Source organism: Rhodoferax sp. GW822-FHT04A08 (assembly GCF_058801025.1).
On the sequence record NZ_JBXAMW010000020.1, the window covers coordinates 41,076 to 59,172 of the forward strand.

Annotated in this window: 28 protein-coding genes and 1 tRNA gene; 24 read left to right on the forward strand and 5 right to left on the reverse strand. The window is 57.1% G+C overall.

Translation table 11 applies throughout. The features are described 5' to 3' along the window. Positions 1 to 10 precede the first annotated feature (10 nt). Together AC1RMF_RS23865 and AC1RMF_RS23870 are read left to right on the forward strand one after the other, a co-directional pair. Positions 11 to 1,204 (forward strand): CaiB/BaiF CoA transferase family protein, encoded by a 1,194-nt coding sequence (locus AC1RMF_RS23865; RefSeq protein ID WP_493144827.1) that lies wholly within the window; start codon positions 11 to 13, stop codon positions 1,202 to 1,204. 2 nt (positions 1,205 to 1,206) lie between these two features. Next, the gene (locus AC1RMF_RS23870) at positions 1,207 to 2,136 is read left to right on the forward strand and encodes a LysR family transcriptional regulator (RefSeq protein ID WP_493144829.1); all 930 of its coding nucleotides are present in this window, start codon (positions 1,207 to 1,209) and stop codon (positions 2,134 to 2,136) included. Here AC1RMF_RS23870 and AC1RMF_RS23875 read toward each other — a convergent pair. The 3 genes from AC1RMF_RS23875 to glpK all read right to left on the reverse strand — a co-directional run bounded on the left by AC1RMF_RS23875 (position 2,133) and on the right by glpK (position 4,829). Next, on the reverse strand, positions 2,133 to 2,411 hold the full coding sequence (locus AC1RMF_RS23875; protein WP_342620426.1) for a hypothetical protein: 279 nt from the start codon (positions 2,409 to 2,411) through the stop codon (positions 2,133 to 2,135). The two genes, AC1RMF_RS23870 and AC1RMF_RS23875, sit on opposite strands and share 4 nt — an antisense overlap. Positions 2,412 to 2,490: 79 nt before the next feature. After that, positions 2,491 to 3,309 (reverse strand): pyrroline-5-carboxylate reductase, encoded by an 819-nt coding sequence (proC, locus tag AC1RMF_RS23880; RefSeq protein ID WP_493144832.1) that lies wholly within the window; start codon positions 3,307 to 3,309, stop codon positions 2,491 to 2,493. Positions 3,310 to 3,338: 29 nt separating this feature from the next. Further along, complete coding sequence (gene glpK, locus AC1RMF_RS23885; RefSeq protein ID WP_493144834.1) at positions 3,339 to 4,829, reverse strand: glycerol kinase GlpK; 1,491 nt, start codon at positions 4,827 to 4,829, stop codon at positions 3,339 to 3,341. 52 nt (positions 4,830 to 4,881) lie between these two features. Here glpK and AC1RMF_RS23890 point away from each other — a divergent pair, with 52 nt between their 5' ends. The 20 genes from AC1RMF_RS23890 to AC1RMF_RS23985 all read left to right on the forward strand — a co-directional run bounded on the left by AC1RMF_RS23890 (position 4,882) and on the right by AC1RMF_RS23985 (position 15,741). Continuing rightward, positions 4,882 to 6,489 (forward strand): glycerol-3-phosphate dehydrogenase/oxidase, encoded by a 1,608-nt coding sequence (locus tag AC1RMF_RS23890; RefSeq protein ID WP_493144835.1) that lies wholly within the window; start codon positions 4,882 to 4,884, stop codon positions 6,487 to 6,489. Between the two features lie 189 nt (positions 6,490 to 6,678). After that, entirely contained in the window at positions 6,679 to 7,047 is a 369-nt protein-coding gene (gene rplN, locus AC1RMF_RS23895; protein ID WP_007861702.1) for a 50S ribosomal protein L14, read from the forward strand. A 9-nt stretch (positions 7,048 to 7,056) separates the two neighbouring features. Next, entirely contained in the window at positions 7,057 to 7,377 is a 321-nt protein-coding gene (gene rplX / locus AC1RMF_RS23900; protein WP_342620430.1) for a 50S ribosomal protein L24, read from the forward strand. 2 nt (positions 7,378 to 7,379) lie between these two features. Beyond that, positions 7,380 to 7,919 carry a 50S ribosomal protein L5 gene (gene rplE / locus AC1RMF_RS23905; protein ID WP_342620431.1) on the forward strand — a complete coding sequence of 180 codons (540 nt, stop codon included), beginning with the start codon at positions 7,380 to 7,382 and terminating at the stop codon, positions 7,917 to 7,919. 8 nt (positions 7,920 to 7,927) lie between these two features. Further along, positions 7,928 to 8,233 (forward strand): 30S ribosomal protein S14, encoded by a 306-nt coding sequence (gene rpsN / locus AC1RMF_RS23910; protein ID WP_313874944.1) that lies wholly within the window; start codon positions 7,928 to 7,930, stop codon positions 8,231 to 8,233. 18 nt (positions 8,234 to 8,251) lie between these two features. Continuing rightward, positions 8,252 to 8,647 carry a 30S ribosomal protein S8 gene (rpsH, locus tag AC1RMF_RS23915; protein WP_342620432.1) on the forward strand — a complete coding sequence of 132 codons (396 nt, stop codon included), beginning with the start codon at positions 8,252 to 8,254 and terminating at the stop codon, positions 8,645 to 8,647. 22 nt (positions 8,648 to 8,669) lie between these two features. Beyond that, positions 8,670 to 9,203 (forward strand): 50S ribosomal protein L6, encoded by a 534-nt coding sequence (gene rplF, locus AC1RMF_RS23920; RefSeq protein WP_342620433.1) that lies wholly within the window; start codon positions 8,670 to 8,672, stop codon positions 9,201 to 9,203. Between the two features lie 11 nt (positions 9,204 to 9,214). After that, complete coding sequence (gene rplR, locus AC1RMF_RS23925; RefSeq protein ID WP_342620434.1) at positions 9,215 to 9,580, forward strand: 50S ribosomal protein L18; 366 nt, start codon at positions 9,215 to 9,217, stop codon at positions 9,578 to 9,580. An 18-nt stretch (positions 9,581 to 9,598) separates the two neighbouring features. Further along, on the forward strand, positions 9,599 to 10,123 hold the full coding sequence (gene rpsE / locus AC1RMF_RS23930) for a 30S ribosomal protein S5 (protein ID WP_342620435.1): 525 nt from the start codon (positions 9,599 to 9,601) through the stop codon (positions 10,121 to 10,123). 15 nt (positions 10,124 to 10,138) lie between these two features. Then, the gene (gene rpmD / locus AC1RMF_RS23935; RefSeq protein WP_342620436.1) at positions 10,139 to 10,321 is read left to right on the forward strand and encodes a 50S ribosomal protein L30; all 183 of its coding nucleotides are present in this window, start codon (positions 10,139 to 10,141) and stop codon (positions 10,319 to 10,321) included. 10 nt (positions 10,322 to 10,331) lie between these two features. Beyond that, complete coding sequence (gene rplO / locus AC1RMF_RS23940) at positions 10,332 to 10,763, forward strand: 50S ribosomal protein L15 (RefSeq protein ID WP_342620437.1); 432 nt, start codon at positions 10,332 to 10,334, stop codon at positions 10,761 to 10,763. Positions 10,764 to 10,786: 23 nt separating this feature from the next. Next, entirely contained in the window at positions 10,787 to 12,097 is a 1,311-nt protein-coding gene (gene secY, locus AC1RMF_RS23945) for a preprotein translocase subunit SecY (RefSeq protein WP_342620438.1), read from the forward strand. A gap of 18 nt (positions 12,098 to 12,115) precedes the next feature. Next, positions 12,116 to 12,334, forward strand: coding sequence for a translation initiation factor IF-1 (gene infA / locus AC1RMF_RS23950; RefSeq protein WP_342620439.1), 219 nt, complete (start codon positions 12,116 to 12,118; stop codon positions 12,332 to 12,334). Between the two features lie 59 nt (positions 12,335 to 12,393). After that, entirely contained in the window at positions 12,394 to 12,507 is a 114-nt protein-coding gene (rpmJ, locus tag AC1RMF_RS23955) for a 50S ribosomal protein L36 (RefSeq protein ID WP_012348927.1), read from the forward strand. 24 nt (positions 12,508 to 12,531) lie between these two features. Then, the gene (gene rpsM, locus AC1RMF_RS23960) at positions 12,532 to 12,897 is read left to right on the forward strand and encodes a 30S ribosomal protein S13 (RefSeq protein ID WP_342620440.1); all 366 of its coding nucleotides are present in this window, start codon (positions 12,532 to 12,534) and stop codon (positions 12,895 to 12,897) included. A 19-nt stretch (positions 12,898 to 12,916) separates the two neighbouring features. Then, positions 12,917 to 13,321, forward strand: a complete 405-nt coding sequence (rpsK, locus tag AC1RMF_RS23965; RefSeq protein WP_342620441.1) for a 30S ribosomal protein S11 — start codon at positions 12,917 to 12,919, stop codon at positions 13,319 to 13,321. Positions 13,322 to 13,403: 82 nt separating this feature from the next. Beyond that, positions 13,404 to 14,027, forward strand: a complete 624-nt coding sequence (gene rpsD / locus AC1RMF_RS23970; RefSeq protein WP_342620442.1) for a 30S ribosomal protein S4 — start codon at positions 13,404 to 13,406, stop codon at positions 14,025 to 14,027. A gap of 106 nt (positions 14,028 to 14,133) precedes the next feature. Beyond that, positions 14,134 to 15,123 carry a DNA-directed RNA polymerase subunit alpha gene (locus AC1RMF_RS23975; RefSeq protein WP_342620443.1) on the forward strand — a complete coding sequence of 330 codons (990 nt, stop codon included), beginning with the start codon at positions 14,134 to 14,136 and terminating at the stop codon, positions 15,121 to 15,123. Between the two features lie 124 nt (positions 15,124 to 15,247). After that, entirely contained in the window at positions 15,248 to 15,646 is a 399-nt protein-coding gene (gene rplQ / locus AC1RMF_RS23980) for a 50S ribosomal protein L17 (RefSeq protein ID WP_342620444.1), read from the forward strand. Positions 15,647 to 15,664: 18 nt separating this feature from the next. Further along, positions 15,665 to 15,741 (forward strand) — tRNA-Met (locus AC1RMF_RS23985). 386 nt (positions 15,742 to 16,127) lie between these two features. Here the strand turns inward: AC1RMF_RS23985 and AC1RMF_RS23990 are convergent. Both AC1RMF_RS23990 and AC1RMF_RS23995 read right to left on the reverse strand, forming a co-directional pair. Continuing rightward, the gene (locus AC1RMF_RS23990; RefSeq protein WP_493144841.1) at positions 16,128 to 16,964 is read right to left on the reverse strand and encodes a thiamine-phosphate kinase; all 837 of its coding nucleotides are present in this window, start codon (positions 16,962 to 16,964) and stop codon (positions 16,128 to 16,130) included. Between the two features lie 85 nt (positions 16,965 to 17,049). Beyond that, positions 17,050 to 17,271 carry a helix-turn-helix domain-containing protein gene (locus AC1RMF_RS23995; protein ID WP_493144842.1) on the reverse strand — a complete coding sequence of 74 codons (222 nt, stop codon included), beginning with the start codon at positions 17,269 to 17,271 and terminating at the stop codon, positions 17,050 to 17,052. A gap of 144 nt (positions 17,272 to 17,415) precedes the next feature. Between AC1RMF_RS23995 and AC1RMF_RS24000 the strand changes: the two genes are divergently transcribed. Continuing rightward, positions 17,416 to 17,664: a hypothetical protein gene (locus AC1RMF_RS24000; RefSeq protein ID WP_493144844.1), complete on the forward strand. Its 249-nt coding sequence runs from the start codon at positions 17,416 to 17,418 to the stop codon at positions 17,662 to 17,664. Continuing rightward, a partial coding sequence (locus AC1RMF_RS24005; RefSeq protein WP_493144846.1) for an Arm DNA-binding domain-containing protein occupies positions 17,657 to 18,097 on the forward strand: 441 nt, incomplete at its 3' end. The genes AC1RMF_RS24000 and AC1RMF_RS24005, both read left to right, overlap by 8 nt.

Consider the following 18,097-nt stretch of genomic DNA (forward strand, 5'->3'; position numbering starts at 1 on the left):
GTAGTAGCACATGACCACTCCCAGCAAACCCCTTCCACTGGCCGGCATCCGCGTGGTCGAGTTCACCCACATGGTGATGGGCCCCACCTGTGGCATGGTGCTGGCAGACCTGGGGGCCGAGGTCATCAAGGTCGAGCCCCTGGGCGGTGACGGCACCCGCAAGCTGCTGGGCAGTGGCGCGGGCTTCTACCCTCTATTCAACCGCAACAAGAAGAGCCTGGCCATTGATTTGCAGAGTGCCAAGGGCCGGGAGGTGGTGCTGCGCCTGATTGCCACCGCCGACATCGTCAGCGAAAACTTCAAGGCCAGCACGATGCAAAAACTGGGCCTGGACTATGCCACCCTGAGCAAGTTGGACGCGCGCCTCATCTACGTCAGCCACAAGGGCTTCCTGCCCGGCCCCTACGACCACCGCACCGCGCTGGACGAAGTGGTGCAGATGATGGGCGGGCTGGCCTACATGACCGGGCGCCCCGGCGACCCCTTGCGCGCGGGCAGCAGCGTGAACGACATCATGGGCGGCATGTTTGGCGCCATCGGTGCCATGGCCGCGCTGATGCAGCGCCAGCACACCGGCAAGGGGCAGGAAGTGGAGTCCGCGCTGTTTGAGAACAATGTGTTCTTGGTGGCCCAGCACATGATGCAGTTTGCCATCACTGGCAAGGCGCCCGACCCCATGCCACAGAAGATTTCGCCCTGGGGCATTTACGACGTGTTCAGCGTGCGCGACCAGGAGCAGATCTTCCTGGCCGTGGTGGGCGACACCCAATGGGCCGTGTTCTGCAAGGCCTTTGGTTTTGACGACCTACATGCCGATACGCGCCTGACCACCAACAACGACCGCGTTCTGGCGCGCGCCTGGTTGATCCCCCTGCTGCGGGAGCGGCTGGCAGACCACACTGCCGCGGAACTGGCCGCCGTGTTTGAACAAAACGGCCTGCCGTTTGCCCCCATCACCGACCCGCAGCATCTGTTTGAAGACCCGCATCTGCAGCAGACCGGCGGCCTGACGCCCATGAACCTGCCCGACGGGCGCCAGACGCAGGTGCCGCTGTTGCCGCTCAAGCTGGACGGTGAGCGTCTGGGGTTGCGCCTGGACCCGCCCAAGTTGGACGAGCACGGCAGCGAACTGCTGCTGGCACTGGGCTATTCCGAATCGGACATTGCCGCCATGCGCGCTGGCGGCATCCTGTTGCCCGAATAACCATGTCGCAGGACAAGCTCAAGCAGATGGAGTCCTTTGTGGCGGTGGTGGCGCGCGGAAGCCTGACGGCCGCGGCCCACGTAGAAGGCGTGGCGCCAGCCATCATCGGGCGGCGCATGGACGCGCTGGAAGAGCGACTGGGTGTGAAGCTCATGGTGCGTACCACGCGCCGCATCACGCTCACGCACGAGGGCAGCGCCTTTCTGGAGGACTGCCAGCGGCTGCTGTCGGACCTTGCCAACGCCGAAGCCAGCGTCAGTGCCGGTGGTGTCAAGGCCAGCGGCCATTTGCGCATCACGGCGCCGGCGGGTTTTGGCCGGCGCCATGTGGCGCCGCTCATTCCCCGTTTCTACGAGCGCCACCCGGAAGTCACCATCTCACTCAACCTGAGCGACCGGGTGATAGATATTGCAGGCGAGGGATTTGACTGTGCCGTGCGCGTGGGCGACATGCCGGACTCTTCACTGGTGAGCGTGCGCATGGCGGATAACCGGCGGCTGTGCGTGGCCACGCCCGAATATCTGGCGCGCCACGGCGTGCCTCGCTCGCCTGCGGACCTGCCACGCTTCCACTGCCTGACGCTTTCCAGCGACGCCTCGCAAACGCGTGGCTGGGCTTTCCAGATGCCGGGCGGTGAGGTGAACTATCTCAAGCCTGCAGGCCCCTTGGACTGCTCGGACGGGCAGGTGCTACATGACTGGTGCCTGGCCGGCTATGGCATTGCCTGGCGCAGCACCTGGGAAGTGGAAGCAGAAGTCGCAGCAGGCAAATTGGTGGCTGTATTGGAGGAATTTACGGCACCACCCAATGGCATCTACGCCGTGTTCCCGCAGCGCAAGCACATGCCGCTGCGGGTGCGGCTGTGGATCGAATTCCTCAAGGACCATTACGCCATGCCCGACTATTGGCAGGCGGTGGCGCGCCAGTCTTAGAGTTCTTCAGCGGGGACGTCGAACGCGTCTTCGAGGGTGTCGCTTTCCATCGTGGCGATTTCGGCGGCTTGCACGCCATTGAGCTGGTGGCGATAGGCCAACAGGGTGTGGCGGGCACTGGCTTCATCGTCGCCTTCGTCATCGGCATCGGCAGCCGCCAGGTGGTGTTTGGCTGCCACAGTGAAGTGGTGGGCGGCTATGCGGTGGTAGTCGCCGATGGTTTCAAACTCTTCGTCCACCGCAACTTCCGCGTCAAGAATGGTCTGGTCGTTCATAGGTACTCACTTTGGGCTGAACCACGGCACATGCCGCAGGTACAGCTTCACCCCTCCGAGTGAATCCTGTGTGACAAACCTAGGCCGCGCTGCCGAATTCGTCGCCCATTTCCTTGGCGCGGTTGCGGGCTGCATGCAGCGCCTTGGCAAACAGCGCCTTCACGCCGCTTTCGTCCATGGAGGTGATGGCAGCATAGGTGGTGCCACCTTTGGAAGTGACGCGCTGGCGCAGCACCTCAGGTGACTCGGTGGATGCCCGCGCCAGTTCGCCCGCACCGATGAAGGTAGCCACGGCCAATTGGTAGGCCTGCTCTGCAGGTAAGCCCATTTCCGCCCCGGCAGCGGTCATGGCTTCCATGAAATAGAACATATAGGCCGGGCCGGAGCCCGAGATGGCGGTGACTGCATCGAGCTGCTCCTCACGCTCCAGCCAGAGGAACTGGCCCGTGGTGGCTATCACTTCTCCCGCCCATTGGCGATCAACAGCGTTGACCCCGGTGCGCGGATACAGCGCAGTGATGCCTTTGCCGATTAGCGCCGGGGTATTGGGCATGCAGCGGATGATGCGTTCATTGCCCAGCCAGGCGGCGATGCTGTCGCTGCGTATGCCTGCGGCCACGCTCAGGTGCAAGGCGTTGGCAGTGTAGGCCTTGGTTTGCAGGGCGGCGTCCTTGAAGGTCTGGGGCTTGACCGCCCACACGATCAGGCCGGCTCGTGCCAGTTCGGAGCCGGGTGCACTCAATGCCTCTATGCCGAACAGCTCCTTGAGCTTGGTACGTGCTTCCTCATAGGGCTCCACCACCAGGATGTTGCTGGCCGTCATGCCTTGTTTGATGAGGCCGCCGATGATGGCGCTGGCCATGTTGCCGCCGCCTATGAATGCAATGGTTTGTGTCATACAGATCGTCTTGTGGAAAGGGAATGGTTTTACAAAATGGTTTGGTGCACCGCGTGCTCCCAGCGTTGCATGTGTTCTTGCACCTGCGCACGGGACATGGTGGGCTCGAACCGGCGCTCGGCGCGCCACAGGGCACTGAGTTCTTCCGTGCCCTGGTACACACCTGTGGTGAGGCCCGCCAAATAGGCCGCGCCCAGTGCCGTGGTTTCCGTGACGACGGGGCGCACCACGGCAATGCCCAGCAGGTCCGCCTGGAATTGCATCAGCAGGTTGTTGACGCACGCACCGCCGTCCACGCGCAGTTCGGATACGGGTGCACTGCCTGCATTGGCTGCGTCCCGCGCCATGGCTTGCAGCAGGGCAGCACTCTGGAATGCGATGCTCTCCAGCGCGGCACGCGCAATATGTGCCAGCGTGCTGCCCCGGCTTAACCCGGTGATGGAGCCGCGCGCATCGGGCTTCCAGTATGGAGCGCCCAGGCCGGTAAAGGCGGGCACCACCATCACGCCGCCGGAGTCGGGCACGCTCTCTGCCAAGGCTTGCACCTGTGCGCTGTGGTCTATGGCGTGCAGGCCGTCACGCAACCATTGCACGACGGCGCCACCCACGAATACGCTGCCTTCCAGGGCGAATTCCGGTGTCGCTGTGGTTTGGGCAGCGCTGGTGGCGATCAACCCGTTGCCCGAGGTTTGAAAGGCCGTGCCGGTATGCATCAGCATGAAGCAGCCGGTGCCGTAGGTGTTCTTGGCCATCCCGGCATGAAAGCAGGCCTGACCGAACAGTGCGCTCTGCTGGTCTCCGGCAACACCGCCTATGGGGATGGCGCGACCCAGTTGGGAGGGGCTCGCCTCACCAAAGTGCGATGCGCTGGGTTGGACCGTGGGCATGAGACTCACCGGAATATCCAGAGCGGCCAGCAACTCGGTGTCCCACTGGTTGGCATGCACATTGAACAGCATGGTGCGTGAGGCATTGCTCACGTCGGTGGCATGGATCCGTCCTTCGGTCAGGTTCCAGATTAGCCAGCTGTCCACGGTTCCGAAGGCCAACTCCCCGTTGACGGCCCGGGCACGCGCGCCGGGGATGTTGTCCAGCAGCCACTTGAGCTTGGTGCCCGAAAAGTAGGCGTCCAACAGCAGGCCCGTCTTGCTGCGGATGGGGTCCGCCCAACCTTGGGCACGCAGCTCGGCGCAAAGCGGCTCTGTCCTGCGGTCTTGCCAGACGATTGCGTGGTGAATCGGGGTGCCGGTCTTGCGATCCCAGACCACGGTGGTCTCGCGCTGGTTGGTAATGCCTATGGCGTGAACTTGCGCGGCGGTGATGCCCGCTTTCTCCAGGGCCTGGCGGGCGGTGGCCCGTTGCATCTGCCAAATCGTGTTGGCATCGTGCTCCACCCAGCCGGGTTGGGGGTAGATCTGCGGCAATTCCATCTGCACCATGGCCTGGATCGTGCCGGGTGTATCGAAAACAATGCTGCGCGAACTGGATGTGCCCTGGTCCAGGGCCAGCAGGTAAGACATGGCATTCCTTTCGTGATAATCGGGGCAGATCTGCCACTTTCAAAGAACACGCATGCTAACTCCCCAGCCACCTCTTTTGACCCACCGCGCTGAGCTGATGGCACGTCTGGCAGAGGATGTGGTGTACGACCTGGCGGTTGTGGGGGGCGGTGCCACCGGCATGGGCGTGGCTCTGGACGCAGCGGCGCGTGGTTTCAAGGTGGTACTGCTGGAGTCGCACGACTTTGCCAAGGGAACCTCATCACGGGCGACCAAGCTGGTGCACGGCGGCGTACGGTATCTGGCCCAGGGCAATATTTCCCTGGTGCGCGAAGCCTTGCACGAGCGCACCACGCTGCTGCACAACGCGCCGCACCTGGCGCAGCCGCTGGCCTTTGTGGTGCCGTCCTATCGCTGGTGGGAAGCGCCTTTCTACGGTGCCGGACTCACCATGTACGACGTGCTGGCTGGCAAGGCCGGGCTAGGGAAGACCCGCTTTCTGGGCGCGCATGCCACCGCCGAAGCGTTACCCACGGTACGTACGGCGGGTCTTAAAGGCGGCGTTCTGTACTGGGATGGCCAGTTCAACGATGCGCGGCTGGCGCTGGCGCTGGCGCGCACGGCAGCGTCCAAGGGGGCCCTGCTGGTCAACTACTGTGGCGTCAAGGAGCTTCTCTATAAGGAGGGGAAGATCTCCGGACTGGTGGCACAGGACACCTTCAGCGGCACGGAGTACCAGGTTCAGGCGCGCTGCGTGGTCAATGCCACAGGCGTCTGGGTGGACTCTCTGCGCGAGATGGACAGCGCCGCGCACAGCGCGGGCGGTGGTCGTGCGGTCAAGCCCATGGTGGCACCCAGCCAGGGCGTGCACATCGTGGTGGACCGGGACTTCCTGGATTCGAATTCGGCACTGATGGTGCCCAAAACCTCGGATGGACGGGTGTTGTTTGCCGTGCCGTGGTTGGGCAAGGTCATTCTGGGCACTACCGATACGCCGCGCCATGATCTGGCGCGCGAACCGCAGCCATTTGCGGAAGAGGTGGAGTTCATTTTGAAGGAGTCGGCCCGCTACCTGAAGCGTGCACCTACGCGAAAGGATATCAAGAGCATCTGGGTCGGGTTGCGTCCCTTGGTCAAACCCCAGGATGAGGACGGCGAAAGCACCAAAGCCATCAGCCGGGAGCACACCGTGATTGTCAGCCGCAGCGGGCTGGTGACCGTCACCGGCGGCAAATGGACTACCTACCGCGCCATGGCGGAGGATGTGCTTAAAAAATGTGCAGAAAAGCACTTGTTGCCCGCACGTCCGGAAGGTCAGACCACGGATTTACGCCTGGTCGGGGCGCAATTCGGGTCGGAATTCACCCCGGTCTCGGTCAGCCAGGCAGAGGGCGGGCACTCGTACGGAAGCGAAAAAAACCTGGTGGAGGCTTTGCCGGGGGCTGGCGTCGTTCTTGCCGCGGGGCTGACAGAAGCCATGGTGCGTTTTGCTGCGCGCCACGAATACGCCGTCACGGTGGAAGATGTGCTGGCCCGCCGTTGCCGCATGCTCTTCCTGGACGCCAGGCTGGCGGCAGAACTGGCGCCGCGCGTGGCCCAAATACTGCAGGAAGAAGCGGGAATGGACCCCAAACTGGACGATTTCATCCAGTTGGCGCGCCACTATTTGCAAGTCCCTTGAAAAAAGTTGTTGACCGCCCAGAAAAGCGTGGGCATAATTGTGGGCTTCGCTTGAAAAAGTATGAAGGTTCTGCCCAAATGAAGGTCGCTTGAGTGGTTTGAGCGGCGGACAGCGGGCCCAAGACTGACTTGATGAGATGGTTTGCCATGAGGCAGATGTTGATTCAGGTGCAAGTTGGGAATATTTGAAATGATCCAAACTGAATCTCGATTGGAAGTTGCCGACAACACCGGCGCTAAGTCCGTCCTGTGCATCAAAGTGCTGGGTGGTTCTAAGCGTCGCTATGCAAGTGTTGGCGACATCATCAAAGTTAGCATCAAAGAAGCTGCTCCGCGCGGCCGCGTCAAAAAAGGCGAGGTCTACAGCGCTGTGGTGGTTCGTACGGCCAAGGGCATCCGCCGTGGCGACGGTTCTTTGGTGAAATTCGACGGCAACGCAGCAGTGTTGCTCAACGCCAAGCTGGAGCCCATCGGCACCCGCATCTTCGGACCGGTTACGCGTGAATTGCGTACCGAGAAGTTCATGAAGATCGTGTCCCTGGCTCCTGAAGTTTTGTAAGGACCCGCCATGAACAAGATTCGCAAAGGCGACGAAGTCATCGTTATCGCAGGTCGCGATAAGGGCAAGCGCGGCAAGATCAGCCTGCGCAAGGATGACTCTCACGTCATCGTAGAGGGCATCAACCTGGTGAAGAAGCACACCAAGCCCAATCCGATGAAAGGCACAACCGGCGGCATCGTTGAGAAGACCATGCCTATCCACCAATCCAACGTAGCCATCTTCAATGCGGCTACCGGCAAGGCGGACCGTGTTGGTATCAAGGTGCTGGCGGATGGAAAGCGCGTTCGCGTTTACAAGTCCAGCGGCGAAGAAATCAAGGTGGCATAAGCATGGCACGTCTTCAACAACACTATCGCGAAAAAGTAGCGCCTGAGCTGACAGCCAAGTTTGGCTACAAGTCGCCCATGCAAGTGCCTCGCCTGACCAAGATCACCCTGAACATGGGTGTGAGCGAAGCGGTCGCCGACAAGAAGGTCATGGACAACGCCGTGGGCGACCTGACCAAGATCGCTGGCCAGAAGCCCGTGGTAACCAAGTCCAAGAAAGCTATCGCCGGTTTCAAGATCCGCGAAGGCCAGGCCATTGGTTGCATGGTGACCCTGCGTGGCGTGCAAATGTATGAATTCCTGGATCGTTTCGTTACCGTGGCTCTGCCCCGTGTACGTGACTTCCGTGGTATCTCTGGTCGTGCTTTCGACGGTCGCGGTAACTACAACATCGGCGTCAAAGAACAGATCATTTTCCCTGAGATTGAATATGACAAGGTGGATGCCTTGCGCGGCCTCAATATCAGCATCACCACGACGGCCAAGACTGACGAAGAGTGCAAAGCACTGCTCGCAGCTTTCCGTTTCCCGTTCAAGAACTGAGGTGACCTGTGGCTAAAATGGCTTTAATCGAGCGCGAGCTCAAACGCGACAAGTTGGCTGCCAAGTACGCTAAAAAATATGCGGAACTGAAGGCAATTGCTGGTGACGCAAAGCGTTCTGACGAAGAGCGTGCTGCAGCCCGTTTGGGTCTGCAAAAGTTGCCCCGCAACGCAAACCCCACACGCCAGCGCAACCGTTGCTCCATCACCGGTCGTCCTCGTGGCACGTTCCAGCACTTCGGTCTGGCACGTGCAAAGATTCGTGAAATGGCCTTTGCCGGTGAGATCCCCGGCATCGTCAAGGCCAGCTGGTAAGCGACAGGAGAATCCAATATGAGTATGAGTGATCCCATCGCCGACCTGTTGACACGCATCCGCAATGCGCAAATGGTGGCAAAGACGACAGTGTCCGTGCCCTCTTCCAAAGTGAAGATTGCGATTGCCCAAGTGTTGCAAGACGAAGGCTATATCGACGGATTCAAGGTTTCTACCGAAGGTGGAAAGTCTGAACTCCAAATCGCACTGAAGTATTACGCCGGTCGCCCTGTGATCGAGCGCATTGAGCGTGTGAGCCGTCCCGGCCTGCGCGTTTACCGTGGCAGCGATGCTATCCCCCAAGTCCAGAACGGATTGGGTGTGGCTATCGTGACAACACCCAAGGGTGTGATGACTGATCGCAAGGCGCGCGCTTCCGGTGTCGGTGGCGAAGTGCTGTGCTACGTCGCCTAAGCCACATTGAGGAGTATTTAAGATGTCCCGTGTAGGCAAACTTCCCGTCACCATTCCCGCAGGTGTGGATGTGTCCATCAATGCAGGCCAGATCAGTGTCAAAGGCACTGGTGGCGCTCTGCAATTGACACTGAACACCCTGGTGAATGTGGCTAATAACGCAGGCAAGCTGAGCTTTGCCCCTGCCAACGAATCCCGCGAAGCAGATGCCATGGCTGGCACCATGCGTCAGCTGGTGAACAACATGGTGGTCGGCGTGACCAAAGGCTTCGAAAAGAAGCTGAGCCTGATCGGCGTGGGTTACAAGGCCCAGGCTACAGGCGCCAAGTTGAACCTGGCTGTGGGTTATTCGCACCCCGTGAACATTGACATGCCTGCCGGCATTTCGGTGGCCACCCCCACACCTACAGAAATCCTGATCAAGGGCGCTGACCGTCAGCGCGTTGGCCAGATTGCTGCTGAGATCCGTTCTGTTCGTCCTCCCGAGCCTTACAAGGGCAAGGGCATCCGTTATGCGGACGAGAAGATCACGATCAAAGAAACTAAGAAGAAATAAGGAGCTGCATCATGTTGACCAAAAAAGAGCAGCGTCTTCGCAGAGCCCGTCAGACGCGTATCCGCATCGCCACACAAGGTGTTGCCCGTTTGACCGTGAACCGTACCAACCTGCACATCTACGCCAGCGTTATCTCTGGCGACGGTGGCAAGGTGATCGCTTCTGCTTCCACGGCAGAGGCCGAAGTGCGCAAGGCATTGGGTGCTACTGGCAAGGGCGGAAACGTCGCAGCAGCAGAGATCATTGGCAAGCGTGTGGCTGAGAAAGCCAAGGCTGCTGGTATCGAGAAGGTTGCATTCGACCGCGCAGGTTTTGCGTACCACGGCCGTGTCAAGGCGTTGGCTGATGCCGCACGTGCGGCTGGCTTGCAGTTCTAAGCAGATCGGAATACACAAATGGCTAAAGTTCAAGCAAAAATGCAAGGTAAGGCCGAGGGTCCTGAGGACGGTCTGCGCGAGAAGATGATCGCGATCAACCGCGTCACCAAGGTTGTGAAGGGTGGTCGTATTCTCGGCTTCGCTGCGCTGACCGTGGTGGGTGATGGCGATGGTCGCATCGGTATGGGCAAGGGTAAATCCAAGGAAGTTCCTGCTGCTGTGCAGAAGGCCATGGAAGAAGCCCGTCGCAACATGCTGAAGGTTTCCCTGAAGAACGGCACCATCCATCACAAAGTGATGGGTCACCACGGTGCTGCCAGCGTCATGATGGCTCCGGCTCCCAAGGGTACCGGCATCATTGCAGGCGGCCCTATGCGTGCCGTATTCGAAGTGGTTGGCATCACCGACATCGTGGCCAAGAGCCACGGTTCTACCAATCCCTACAACATGGTCCGTGCGACTCTGGATGCCCTGTCTGTGTCTACGACACCGGCTGAAGTGGCTGCCAAGCGTGGCAAGACTGTCGAAGAACTCTTCGCGTAATCGGAGATTTCAAACATGACTACACAACAAACCGTCAAAGTCCAATTGGTGCGTAGCCCGATTGGTACCAAAGAGTCCCACCGTGCCACCGTGCGCGGCCTGGGTCTGCGTAAGCTCAACAGCGTCAGCGAACTGAAGGATTCTCCTGAAGTGCGCGGCATGATTAACAAGATCAGCTACCTGGTCAAGGTTCTCTAAGAGGTTGATGATGGAACTCAATGACATCAAACCCGCAGAGGGTGCAAAACACGCCAAGCGTCGCGTTGGTCGCGGTATTGGCTCTGGTCTGGGTAAAACGGCTGGTCGTGGTCACAAGGGACAAAAGTCCCGCTCCGGTGGCTACCACAAGGTTGGTTTCGAAGGCGGACAGATGCCTATGCATCGTCGCTTGCCCAAGCGCGGCTTCAAGTCGCATTTGCTGAAGTTCAATGCAGAAATCACTTTGACTGCCCTGGAAGCTCTGGGTGTTGCTGAAGTGGATCTGTTGACCCTGAAGCAAGCTGGTGCCGTGGGTGAGATTGCCAAGGTTGTAAAGGTGATCAACACCGGCGCAATCACCAAGGCTATCAAGCTGACCGGTATCGGTGCTACTGCTGGTGCCAAGGCTGCTATTGAAGCAGCTGGCGGAAGCGTTGCCTGAATTGCTGACTGAAGGATATCCACGTGGCAACTAGCGCAGCTGATATTGCAAAGACAGGTAAGTTCGGTGACTTGCGTCGCCGGCTTGTCTTCTTGCTGCTTGCGCTGGTGGTGTACCGTACCGGAGCGCACATTCCTGTGCCTGGTATCGATCCATCGCAGTTGCAGCAGCTCTTCAAAGGGCAGCAGGGTGGCATATTGAGTTTGTTCAATATGTTCTCCGGTGGTGCTTTGTCTCGCTTCACGATCTTTGCATTGGGGATCATGCCGTACATCTCGGCATCCATCATCATGCAATTGCTGACCTATGTGCTGCCCTCGTTTGAGGCGCTCAAAAAGGAAGGCGAAGCAGGTCGTCGCAAGATTACGCAGTTCACGCGTTACGGCACGCTGGGTCTGGCGTTGTTCCAGTCTCTGGGTATTGCAGTAGCGCTGGAGTCTTCTGCAGGTCTGGTGATCGCCCCGGGATTTGGTTTCCGTCTGACTACGGTGGTTACCTTGACGGCAGGAACGATGTTCCTGATGTGGCTGGGTGAGCAGATCACTGAGCGTGGTCTGGGCAATGGCATATCGATCCTGATCTTTGGTGGTATCGCGGCAGGTTTGCCCAATGCCATTGGTGGTCTGCTCGAGCTGGTGCGCACAGGTGCCATGAGCATCATCGTGTCGCTGCTGATCGTGGTATTGGTTGCGCTGGTAACGTATTTCGTGGTGTTTGTGGAACGCGGTCAACGCAAGATACTGGTCAACTATGCCCGCAGGCAGGTTGGCAACAAGGTCTACGGTGGACAGTCTTCCCATCTGCCTCTGAAGCTGAATATGGCAGGTGTGATTCCTCCCATCTTTGCTTCCAGCATCATCTTGTTGCCGGCAACGGTGGCAAACTGGTTCAGTACGGGTGACTCCATGCGCTGGCTGAAGGATATCTCCAGCACACTGAGCCCAGGCCAGCCCGTGTATGTGATGCTGTATGCCGCTGCGATTGTGTTTTTCTGCTTCTTCTATACGGCGCTGGTTTTCAACAGCCGTGAAACTGCAGATAACCTGAAGAAGAGTGGCGCGTTCATTCCAGGCATCCGCCCGGGTGACCAGACTGCGAAGTACATTGACAAGATCTTGTTGCGCCTGACTTTGGCAGGTGCGGTCTACATCACCTTCGTGTGCTTGTTGCCCGAGTTCTTGATATTGAAATACAACGTGCCGTTTTACTTCGGTGGAACGTCGCTACTGATTATTGTGGTGGTCACCATGGACTTCATGGCCCAAGTGCAGAACTACTTGATGTCCCAGCAATATGAATCACTGTTGAAGAAGGCGAATTTCAAGTCTTCTTAGGGCAGTGTGGGGTGGTAGATGGCAAAGGACGATGTCATACAGATGCAGGGCGAGGTGGTCGAAAACCTACCAAACGCTACCTTCCGTGTGAAATTGGAAAATGGCCATGTGGTGCTGGGGCACATATCCGGAAAAATGCGAATGCATTACATACGGATACTGCCCGGTGACAAGGTAACAGTTGAGATGACGCCGTACGATTTAACCCGTGCACGCATCATCTTCAGAGCAAAGTAATATCGCAGGTTCCGCGCGATTCAAAGTCGGAACATGGCGAAGGTTTTTAGGAGAGAAATATGAAAGTTTCGGCTTCGGTCAAGAAAATTTGCCGTAACTGCAAAATTATCCGACGCAAGGGCGTTGTGCGCGTGATCTGTACAGATCCACGCCACAAGCAGCGTCAGGGTTAATTGCAAGAGTTTTAGAGGACGAAAATGGCACGTATCGCTGGCATCAATATTCCGCCGCAACAGCATTCTGAAATTGGCCTCACGGCTATCTTCGGAATTGGTCGCACCCGCGCACGCAAGATTTGCGAAGCTTGTGGCATCGCATATTCCAAGAAGGTCAAGGACTTGACCGACGCGGATTTGGAAAAAATTCGCGATCAGATCGCTCAGTTCACCATCGAAGGTGACCTGCGTCGTGAAACAACAATGAACATCAAGCGTTTGATGGACATTGGTTGCTACCGTGGATTCCGCCATCGTCGCGGTCTGCCCATGCGTGGTCAGCGCACGCGTACCAACGCACGTACCCGCAAAGGCCCGCGTAAGGCTGCTGCGTCTTTGAAGAAATAATCGGGATTGAGAAACCACTATGGCAAAAGCTCCCTCCAATAACGCGGCACAGCGCGTTCGCAAGAAAGTCCGCAAGAACGTTGCTGACGGTATCGCTCACGTGCACGCTTCGTTCAACAACACCATCATCACCATCACCGATCGCCAAGGCAATGCGTTGTCCTGGGCTTCGTCGGGTGGCCAAGGCTTCAAGGGCTCTCGCAAGTCCACTCCGTTTGCAGCTCAGGTTGCTTCCGAAGTGGCTGGCCGTGCAGCACTTGAGCAGGGCATCAAGAACCTTGACGTTGAAATCAAGGGACCTGGTCCTGGACGTGAGTCCTCCGTGCGTGCTTTGGCCGCATTGGGCATTCGCATCAACATGATTGCTGACGTGACACCGGTGCCGCACAACGGCTGCCGTCCACAGAAGCGTCGTCGCATCTAATTTTTCACAAGCCCACCGCCACCATCTCTTGATGGTGGCTCCCGCATTTGTAGTGCGGAAGATGACATAAAAGGAAGTTCAAGTGGCACGTTACCTAGGCCCCAAGGCCAAACTCTCCCGCCGTGAAGGCACCGACCTGTTCCTGAAGAGCGCACGACGCTCCATCGGCGACAAGGCCAAATTCGATTCCAAGCCTGGTCAGCACGGTCGCACTTCTGGTGCCCGTACGTCTGACTACGGTCTGCAACTGCGTGAGAAGCAGAAGGTCAAGCGCATGTATGGCGTGCTGGAGCGTCAGTTCCGCCGCTATTTTGAAGAAGCTGATCGCCGTCGCGGCAACACCGGTGCCAATCTGCTGTTCCTGCTGGAATCGCGTCTGGACAATGTGGTGTACCGCATGGGCTTTGGCTCCACTCGCGCCGAAGCGCGTCAGCTGGTGTCCCACAAGGCCATTACCGTGAACGGCAACTCCGTGAACATTCCTTCCTACATGGTCAAGGCTGGTGACGTGATCGCTCTGCGTGAAAAGTCCAAGAAGCAAAACCGTGTGGTGGAAGCCCTGCAATTGGCTGCACAAGTTGGCATGCCTGCCTGGGTGGACGTGAATGCTGACAAGGCTGAAGGTACCTTCAAGGCCGTGCCCGATCGTGACCAGTTCGGTGCTGACATCAACGAATCCCTGATCGTTGAGTTGTACTCACGTTAATTCGTCTGAGTATTTGAATTCGTTCCCTGACTGAAGGGCACTTTAGTCAGGGTGCTTCACCAGCCTTACCGATGTAACGAGTCGGGGGTATTGAGAGGAAGTCTGCATGCAAAACAGTTTGCTGAAACCAAAATCCATTAGCGTAGAACAGCTCGGTACGAACCGTGCCAAGGTGGCCCTGGAGCCCTTTGAGCGTGGTTACGGTCACACCTTGGGCAATGCGCTGCGTCGCGTGTTGCTGTCGTCCATGCCCGGATTTGCAGCAACCGAAGTCACCATCGCTGGCGTGCTCCACGAGTACTCCTCCATTGATGGCGTCCAGGAAGACGTGGTCAACATCCTGTTGAACCTCAAGGGTGTGGTGTTCAAGCTGCACAACCGCGAAGAAGTGACACTGAGCCTGCGTAAGGACTCCGAAGGTGTTGTGACTGCGGCCGATATCCAGACTCCTCATGACGTGGAAATCATCAACCCCGGTCATGTCATTGCCAATCTGTCGCATGGCGGCAAACTGGACATGCAGATCAAGGTTGAAAAGGGTCGTGGCTACGTGCCTGGAACCATGCGCCGTCATGCTGACGAACCCAACAAGTCCATCGGCCGTATCGTGCTGGATGCGTCGTTCTCTCCGGTCAAGCGTGTCAGCTATACCGTGGAAAGCGCTCGCGTCGAACAACGTACCGATCTGGACAAGCTGGTGGTTGAGATCGAAACCAACGGCGCCGTGTCTGCTGAAGACGCAGTGCGCGCATCGGCCAAGATTCTGGTCGAGCAGTTGGCTGTATTTGCACAGCTCGAAGGTAGCGAGTTGGCTGCATTCGATGCGCCTGCCCCGCGTGGCAATACGCAGTTCGATCCTATCCTGCTGCGTCCAGTGGACGAGTTGGAGTTGACAGTTCGTTCTGCCAACTGCCTGAAGGCCGAGAACATCTACTACATCGGTGACCTGATTCAGCGTACCGAAAATGAGTTGCTCAAGACCCCTAATCTGGGTCGCAAGTCGCTCAATGAAATCAAGGAAGTGTTGGCTTCCCGCGGTTTGACTTTGGGCATGAAGCTCGAAAGCTGGCCGCCCGCTGCACTGGAAAAACGCTAAGTTTTCGCCAAGAGCGTTAACTAGCGCTTTTGCTAGCAACTTTTAATTAAATCTGCCCCTCCCGGGGTAACGCGCCTAGGGCAGTACCTGATACGGCTGCCCAACATAACTGAAGGAAATTACCATGCGCCACGGATACGGACTACGCAAACTCAATCGCACCACATCGCACCGCCTCGCGATGCTGCGCAACATGATGAACTCGCTCATCGAGCACGAAGTCATCAAGACCACTGTGCCCAAGGCCAAGGAATTGCGCCGCGTGGTTGAACCCATGATCACCCTGGCCAAGGAAGCAACTGTAGCCAACCGCCGTCTGGCGTTTGACCGCCTGCGTGACCGTGACAGCGTGACCAAGTTGTTCAATGACCTGGGACCCCGTTTCAAGACTCGTCCAGGTGGTTACACACGTATTCTGAAGATGGGCTTCCGCGTTGGTGACAATGCGCCCATGGCATTGGTTGAATTGGTGGATCGCCCTGAAACTTCTGCTGCAGAAGCTGACGCAATCGCTGCAGAATAAGGTATACTACTAGCTTACCGCGCGATGGAGCAGTCTGGTAGCTCGTTGGGCTCATAACCCAAAGGTCGGAGGTTCAAATCCTTCTCGCGCAACCAACAAAATCAAGTACTTACTTGATCATTGAAGCCCGCTAACAGCGGGCTTTTTGTTTGTAGCCAATCTGTAGCCAATTTATAGACGTTTCATAGCCAGCACGGTTTGCTTAGATATTCACTGTGACCATTAGGCTCTAGCCAAGTTGTATGGCCCGGATGCACTCATGGCAGACAATAGAACCCCATTGAGGCTATTATTTGCAATGGGTTCAATAAACAATTTTGTTTTCCCCTCGCAATGTTGGGTGTCTTTCTCCATGAACCAGGTGCGAACTAAAAATCGAAACCCATCAGTCACTACGAAATTCCCCGCGTCGCTCGGTCGCGTCGCGCTTTTAGAACTGTAAATAATCGCCTGTAGCATGAATGAAGAGACAAACTAGCATCTAGCAAAAAACGGGCTGCAAAAGATATCGGTCGACCAAATCTTCGACGGATCGGATTGAGTTATCGCCCTGTCTGAAGTTCTCATTCAGACTCTCCGTTCTCAATTGTCGTCCGGTACTTGTGCTTAGTCCGCCAATCCCCTTCTTTGCATGACCCATCCAAGTTATAGACATCCCTTTGAACACACTCAGGAATTCCGATTGCGCAGCGTGTGGCACTAAGCAGGCCAATTGCCAATCACCGAAGTGATAGCAAGCATTTTCGAAAGGGATGTTGTGGTGCATCAGCACCGTCGATGTGGCCGCGGTCATGCTCCAACTTGGCTTGTCAGGAACAATCAGATCTAGGCGATTCGTCGTTGTCAACTGGTACAGTGCGTTCGCAGGGCCGTCAGAACAGTCCATGCAAGCCACTGCAAAAGGGAGGGCAGCCAGAAGTTTGCCAGCCGCAACTTGTGGAAGTGGGGACAGCAGCGCTTCGCGAAGAGCATTCTGAGATGGTGCCGACAGGGGCCCCCATCCTCGCAGATGCCCAACAACCGCCCCCCAAAAAGCACCACAGGGACCGATGAGAAAGGCATCGCAATAATCAGCGGTGATTGAGCGGCGAACGGACATAGGCCCCTCTTCGCCTAGGACAGTTCCTGTCGCAGAAAATCGTTGGGCGCTCTTTACATTTCCACCTAGTAGAGGTGTGTCAAATTTGCTAAGTGCGGCAATTAGCCCTTTTTGGAATTCTTCAACAAATGACACAGTCGTCTCGTTTGGCAATTCCAAAGATACCAAGAGTCCCTTAGGAGTGCCGCCGCACGCAGCAATGTCCGAAAGGTTGATCAAGGCCGTGTATACGCGGCTGACGTCTTTGCTCCGTTGCGGAATTGGAAACTGCGTTGGACGCAAATTGACTTCTAGTCATGCTTGGCTACTTTGCAGAGACAATGGTCGGCTCTGCTAACTCAAGAAACTCACCAATGCTGACGTCGAAGTAGCGACACAAGATCTCGATTGCGCTCAGGTCAACACGCTCAGCCGTTTCCTGGTACAGAAGCGTGACAGTGTTTCGGTGAAGACCAGTCTCTCGCGCGACATCGACAACTTTGAGCTTTCGCTCACCCATGAGTCGTGATAAGTGACATTTAATCATTCTATTTAAATATTTTTTACTCTAAATGTAAAAAAGAACTTGCAAATGCACTTCTTGTCTCCATAATTCATCCAGGGCGACAAAAAATCGACTTGCGCGAATCTTTGACGGCCTAATTGTCTCATTTGCAAGAAGGAGTGAATAGTGAAAAGTGCCACATATCTGACGACCGAAGAGTTGTCAGCCCGTATCAAGTACGACGTGCGGACGATTCGAGAACGTTTGATGGATAGCGTCCTGCTTGAGGGAGAACATTACTTCCGGCCGTTCGGTGGTCGCAAGATCCTGTTTTTGTGGGAGCGGATTGAGCTGGACATGCGGAACGCACGCAATCACACGAAGAAGCCGCTAGCAGGAATTCCTATGGCAAATGGAGGACAACTCCGTGGCTAACGTACGTGTTCATAAACCGAACGGTATGCTGTTCCTAGACTTTATGTATTTCACGGTCAGGTGCCGGGAATACACCATGCTTGAGGACAATCAAACCAACCGCAGGAAGTTGGAAAAAGTCCTCTCTCGCATCGAATCCGAAATCGAGGCTGGATCGTTCGTCTACGCGGACTACTTCCCCAACAGTAAAGCCCTGCCTAAGGTAGCGGCCGCAGTGGCAGCAGCCAAGGCAAAAGCCGAGTCTTACAAGCTTGGAGAGCCAGCGGTCACCGCAGTTGCCCAGGCCGCGGCAGTGGTCGGCAAAGATGTTGGCCCCCTGTTCGCAGAGTTCGCCAACCGTTGGTTCGACCAACGCTGCATTCAATGGCGGCGAAGCCACATTCGAGCACTGAAGTCCACGCTCCACGGGCACCTGATCCCCAACTTCGGGGCT

Bases quoted from the DNA above. Each gene is read 5' to 3' on its own strand.
- AC1RMF_RS23865 (WP_493144827.1), top strand. From the start codon at position 11: ATGACCACTCCCAGCAAACCCCTTCCACTGGCCGGCATCCGCGTGGTC.
- AC1RMF_RS23870 (WP_493144829.1), top strand. From the start codon at position 1,207: ATGTCGCAGGACAAGCTCAAGCAGATGGAGTCCTTTGTGGCGGTGGTG.
- AC1RMF_RS23875 (WP_342620426.1), bottom strand. From the start codon at position 2,411: ATGAACGACCAGACCATTCTTGACGCGGAAGTTGCGGTGGACGAAGAG.
- proC (WP_493144832.1), bottom strand. From the start codon at position 3,309: ATGACACAAACCATTGCATTCATAGGCGGCGGCAACATGGCCAGCGCC.
- glpK (WP_493144834.1), bottom strand. From the start codon at position 4,829: ATGTCTTACCTGCTGGCCCTGGACCAGGGCACATCCAGTTCGCGCAGC.
- AC1RMF_RS23890 (WP_493144835.1), top strand. From the start codon at position 4,882: ATGCTAACTCCCCAGCCACCTCTTTTGACCCACCGCGCTGAGCTGATG.
- rplN (WP_007861702.1), top strand. From the start codon at position 6,679: ATGATCCAAACTGAATCTCGATTGGAAGTTGCCGACAACACCGGCGCT.
- rplX (WP_342620430.1), top strand. From the start codon at position 7,057: ATGAACAAGATTCGCAAAGGCGACGAAGTCATCGTTATCGCAGGTCGC.
- rplE (WP_342620431.1), top strand. From the start codon at position 7,380: ATGGCACGTCTTCAACAACACTATCGCGAAAAAGTAGCGCCTGAGCTG.
- rpsH (WP_342620432.1), top strand. From the start codon at position 8,252: ATGAGTATGAGTGATCCCATCGCCGACCTGTTGACACGCATCCGCAAT.
- rplF (WP_342620433.1), top strand. From the start codon at position 8,670: ATGTCCCGTGTAGGCAAACTTCCCGTCACCATTCCCGCAGGTGTGGAT.
- rplR (WP_342620434.1), top strand. From the start codon at position 9,215: ATGTTGACCAAAAAAGAGCAGCGTCTTCGCAGAGCCCGTCAGACGCGT.
- rpsE (WP_342620435.1), top strand. From the start codon at position 9,599: ATGGCTAAAGTTCAAGCAAAAATGCAAGGTAAGGCCGAGGGTCCTGAG.
- rpmD (WP_342620436.1), top strand. From the start codon at position 10,139: ATGACTACACAACAAACCGTCAAAGTCCAATTGGTGCGTAGCCCGATT.
- rplO (WP_342620437.1), top strand. From the start codon at position 10,332: ATGGAACTCAATGACATCAAACCCGCAGAGGGTGCAAAACACGCCAAG.
- infA (WP_342620439.1), top strand. From the start codon at position 12,116: ATGGCAAAGGACGATGTCATACAGATGCAGGGCGAGGTGGTCGAAAAC.
- rpmJ (WP_012348927.1), top strand. From the start codon at position 12,394: ATGAAAGTTTCGGCTTCGGTCAAGAAAATTTGCCGTAACTGCAAAATT.
- rpsM (WP_342620440.1), top strand. From the start codon at position 12,532: ATGGCACGTATCGCTGGCATCAATATTCCGCCGCAACAGCATTCTGAA.
- rpsK (WP_342620441.1), top strand. From the start codon at position 12,917: ATGGCAAAAGCTCCCTCCAATAACGCGGCACAGCGCGTTCGCAAGAAA.
- AC1RMF_RS23975 (WP_342620443.1), top strand. From the start codon at position 14,134: ATGCAAAACAGTTTGCTGAAACCAAAATCCATTAGCGTAGAACAGCTC.
- rplQ (WP_342620444.1), top strand. From the start codon at position 15,248: ATGCGCCACGGATACGGACTACGCAAACTCAATCGCACCACATCGCAC.
- AC1RMF_RS23995 (WP_493144842.1), bottom strand. From the start codon at position 17,271: ATGATTAAATGTCACTTATCACGACTCATGGGTGAGCGAAAGCTCAAA.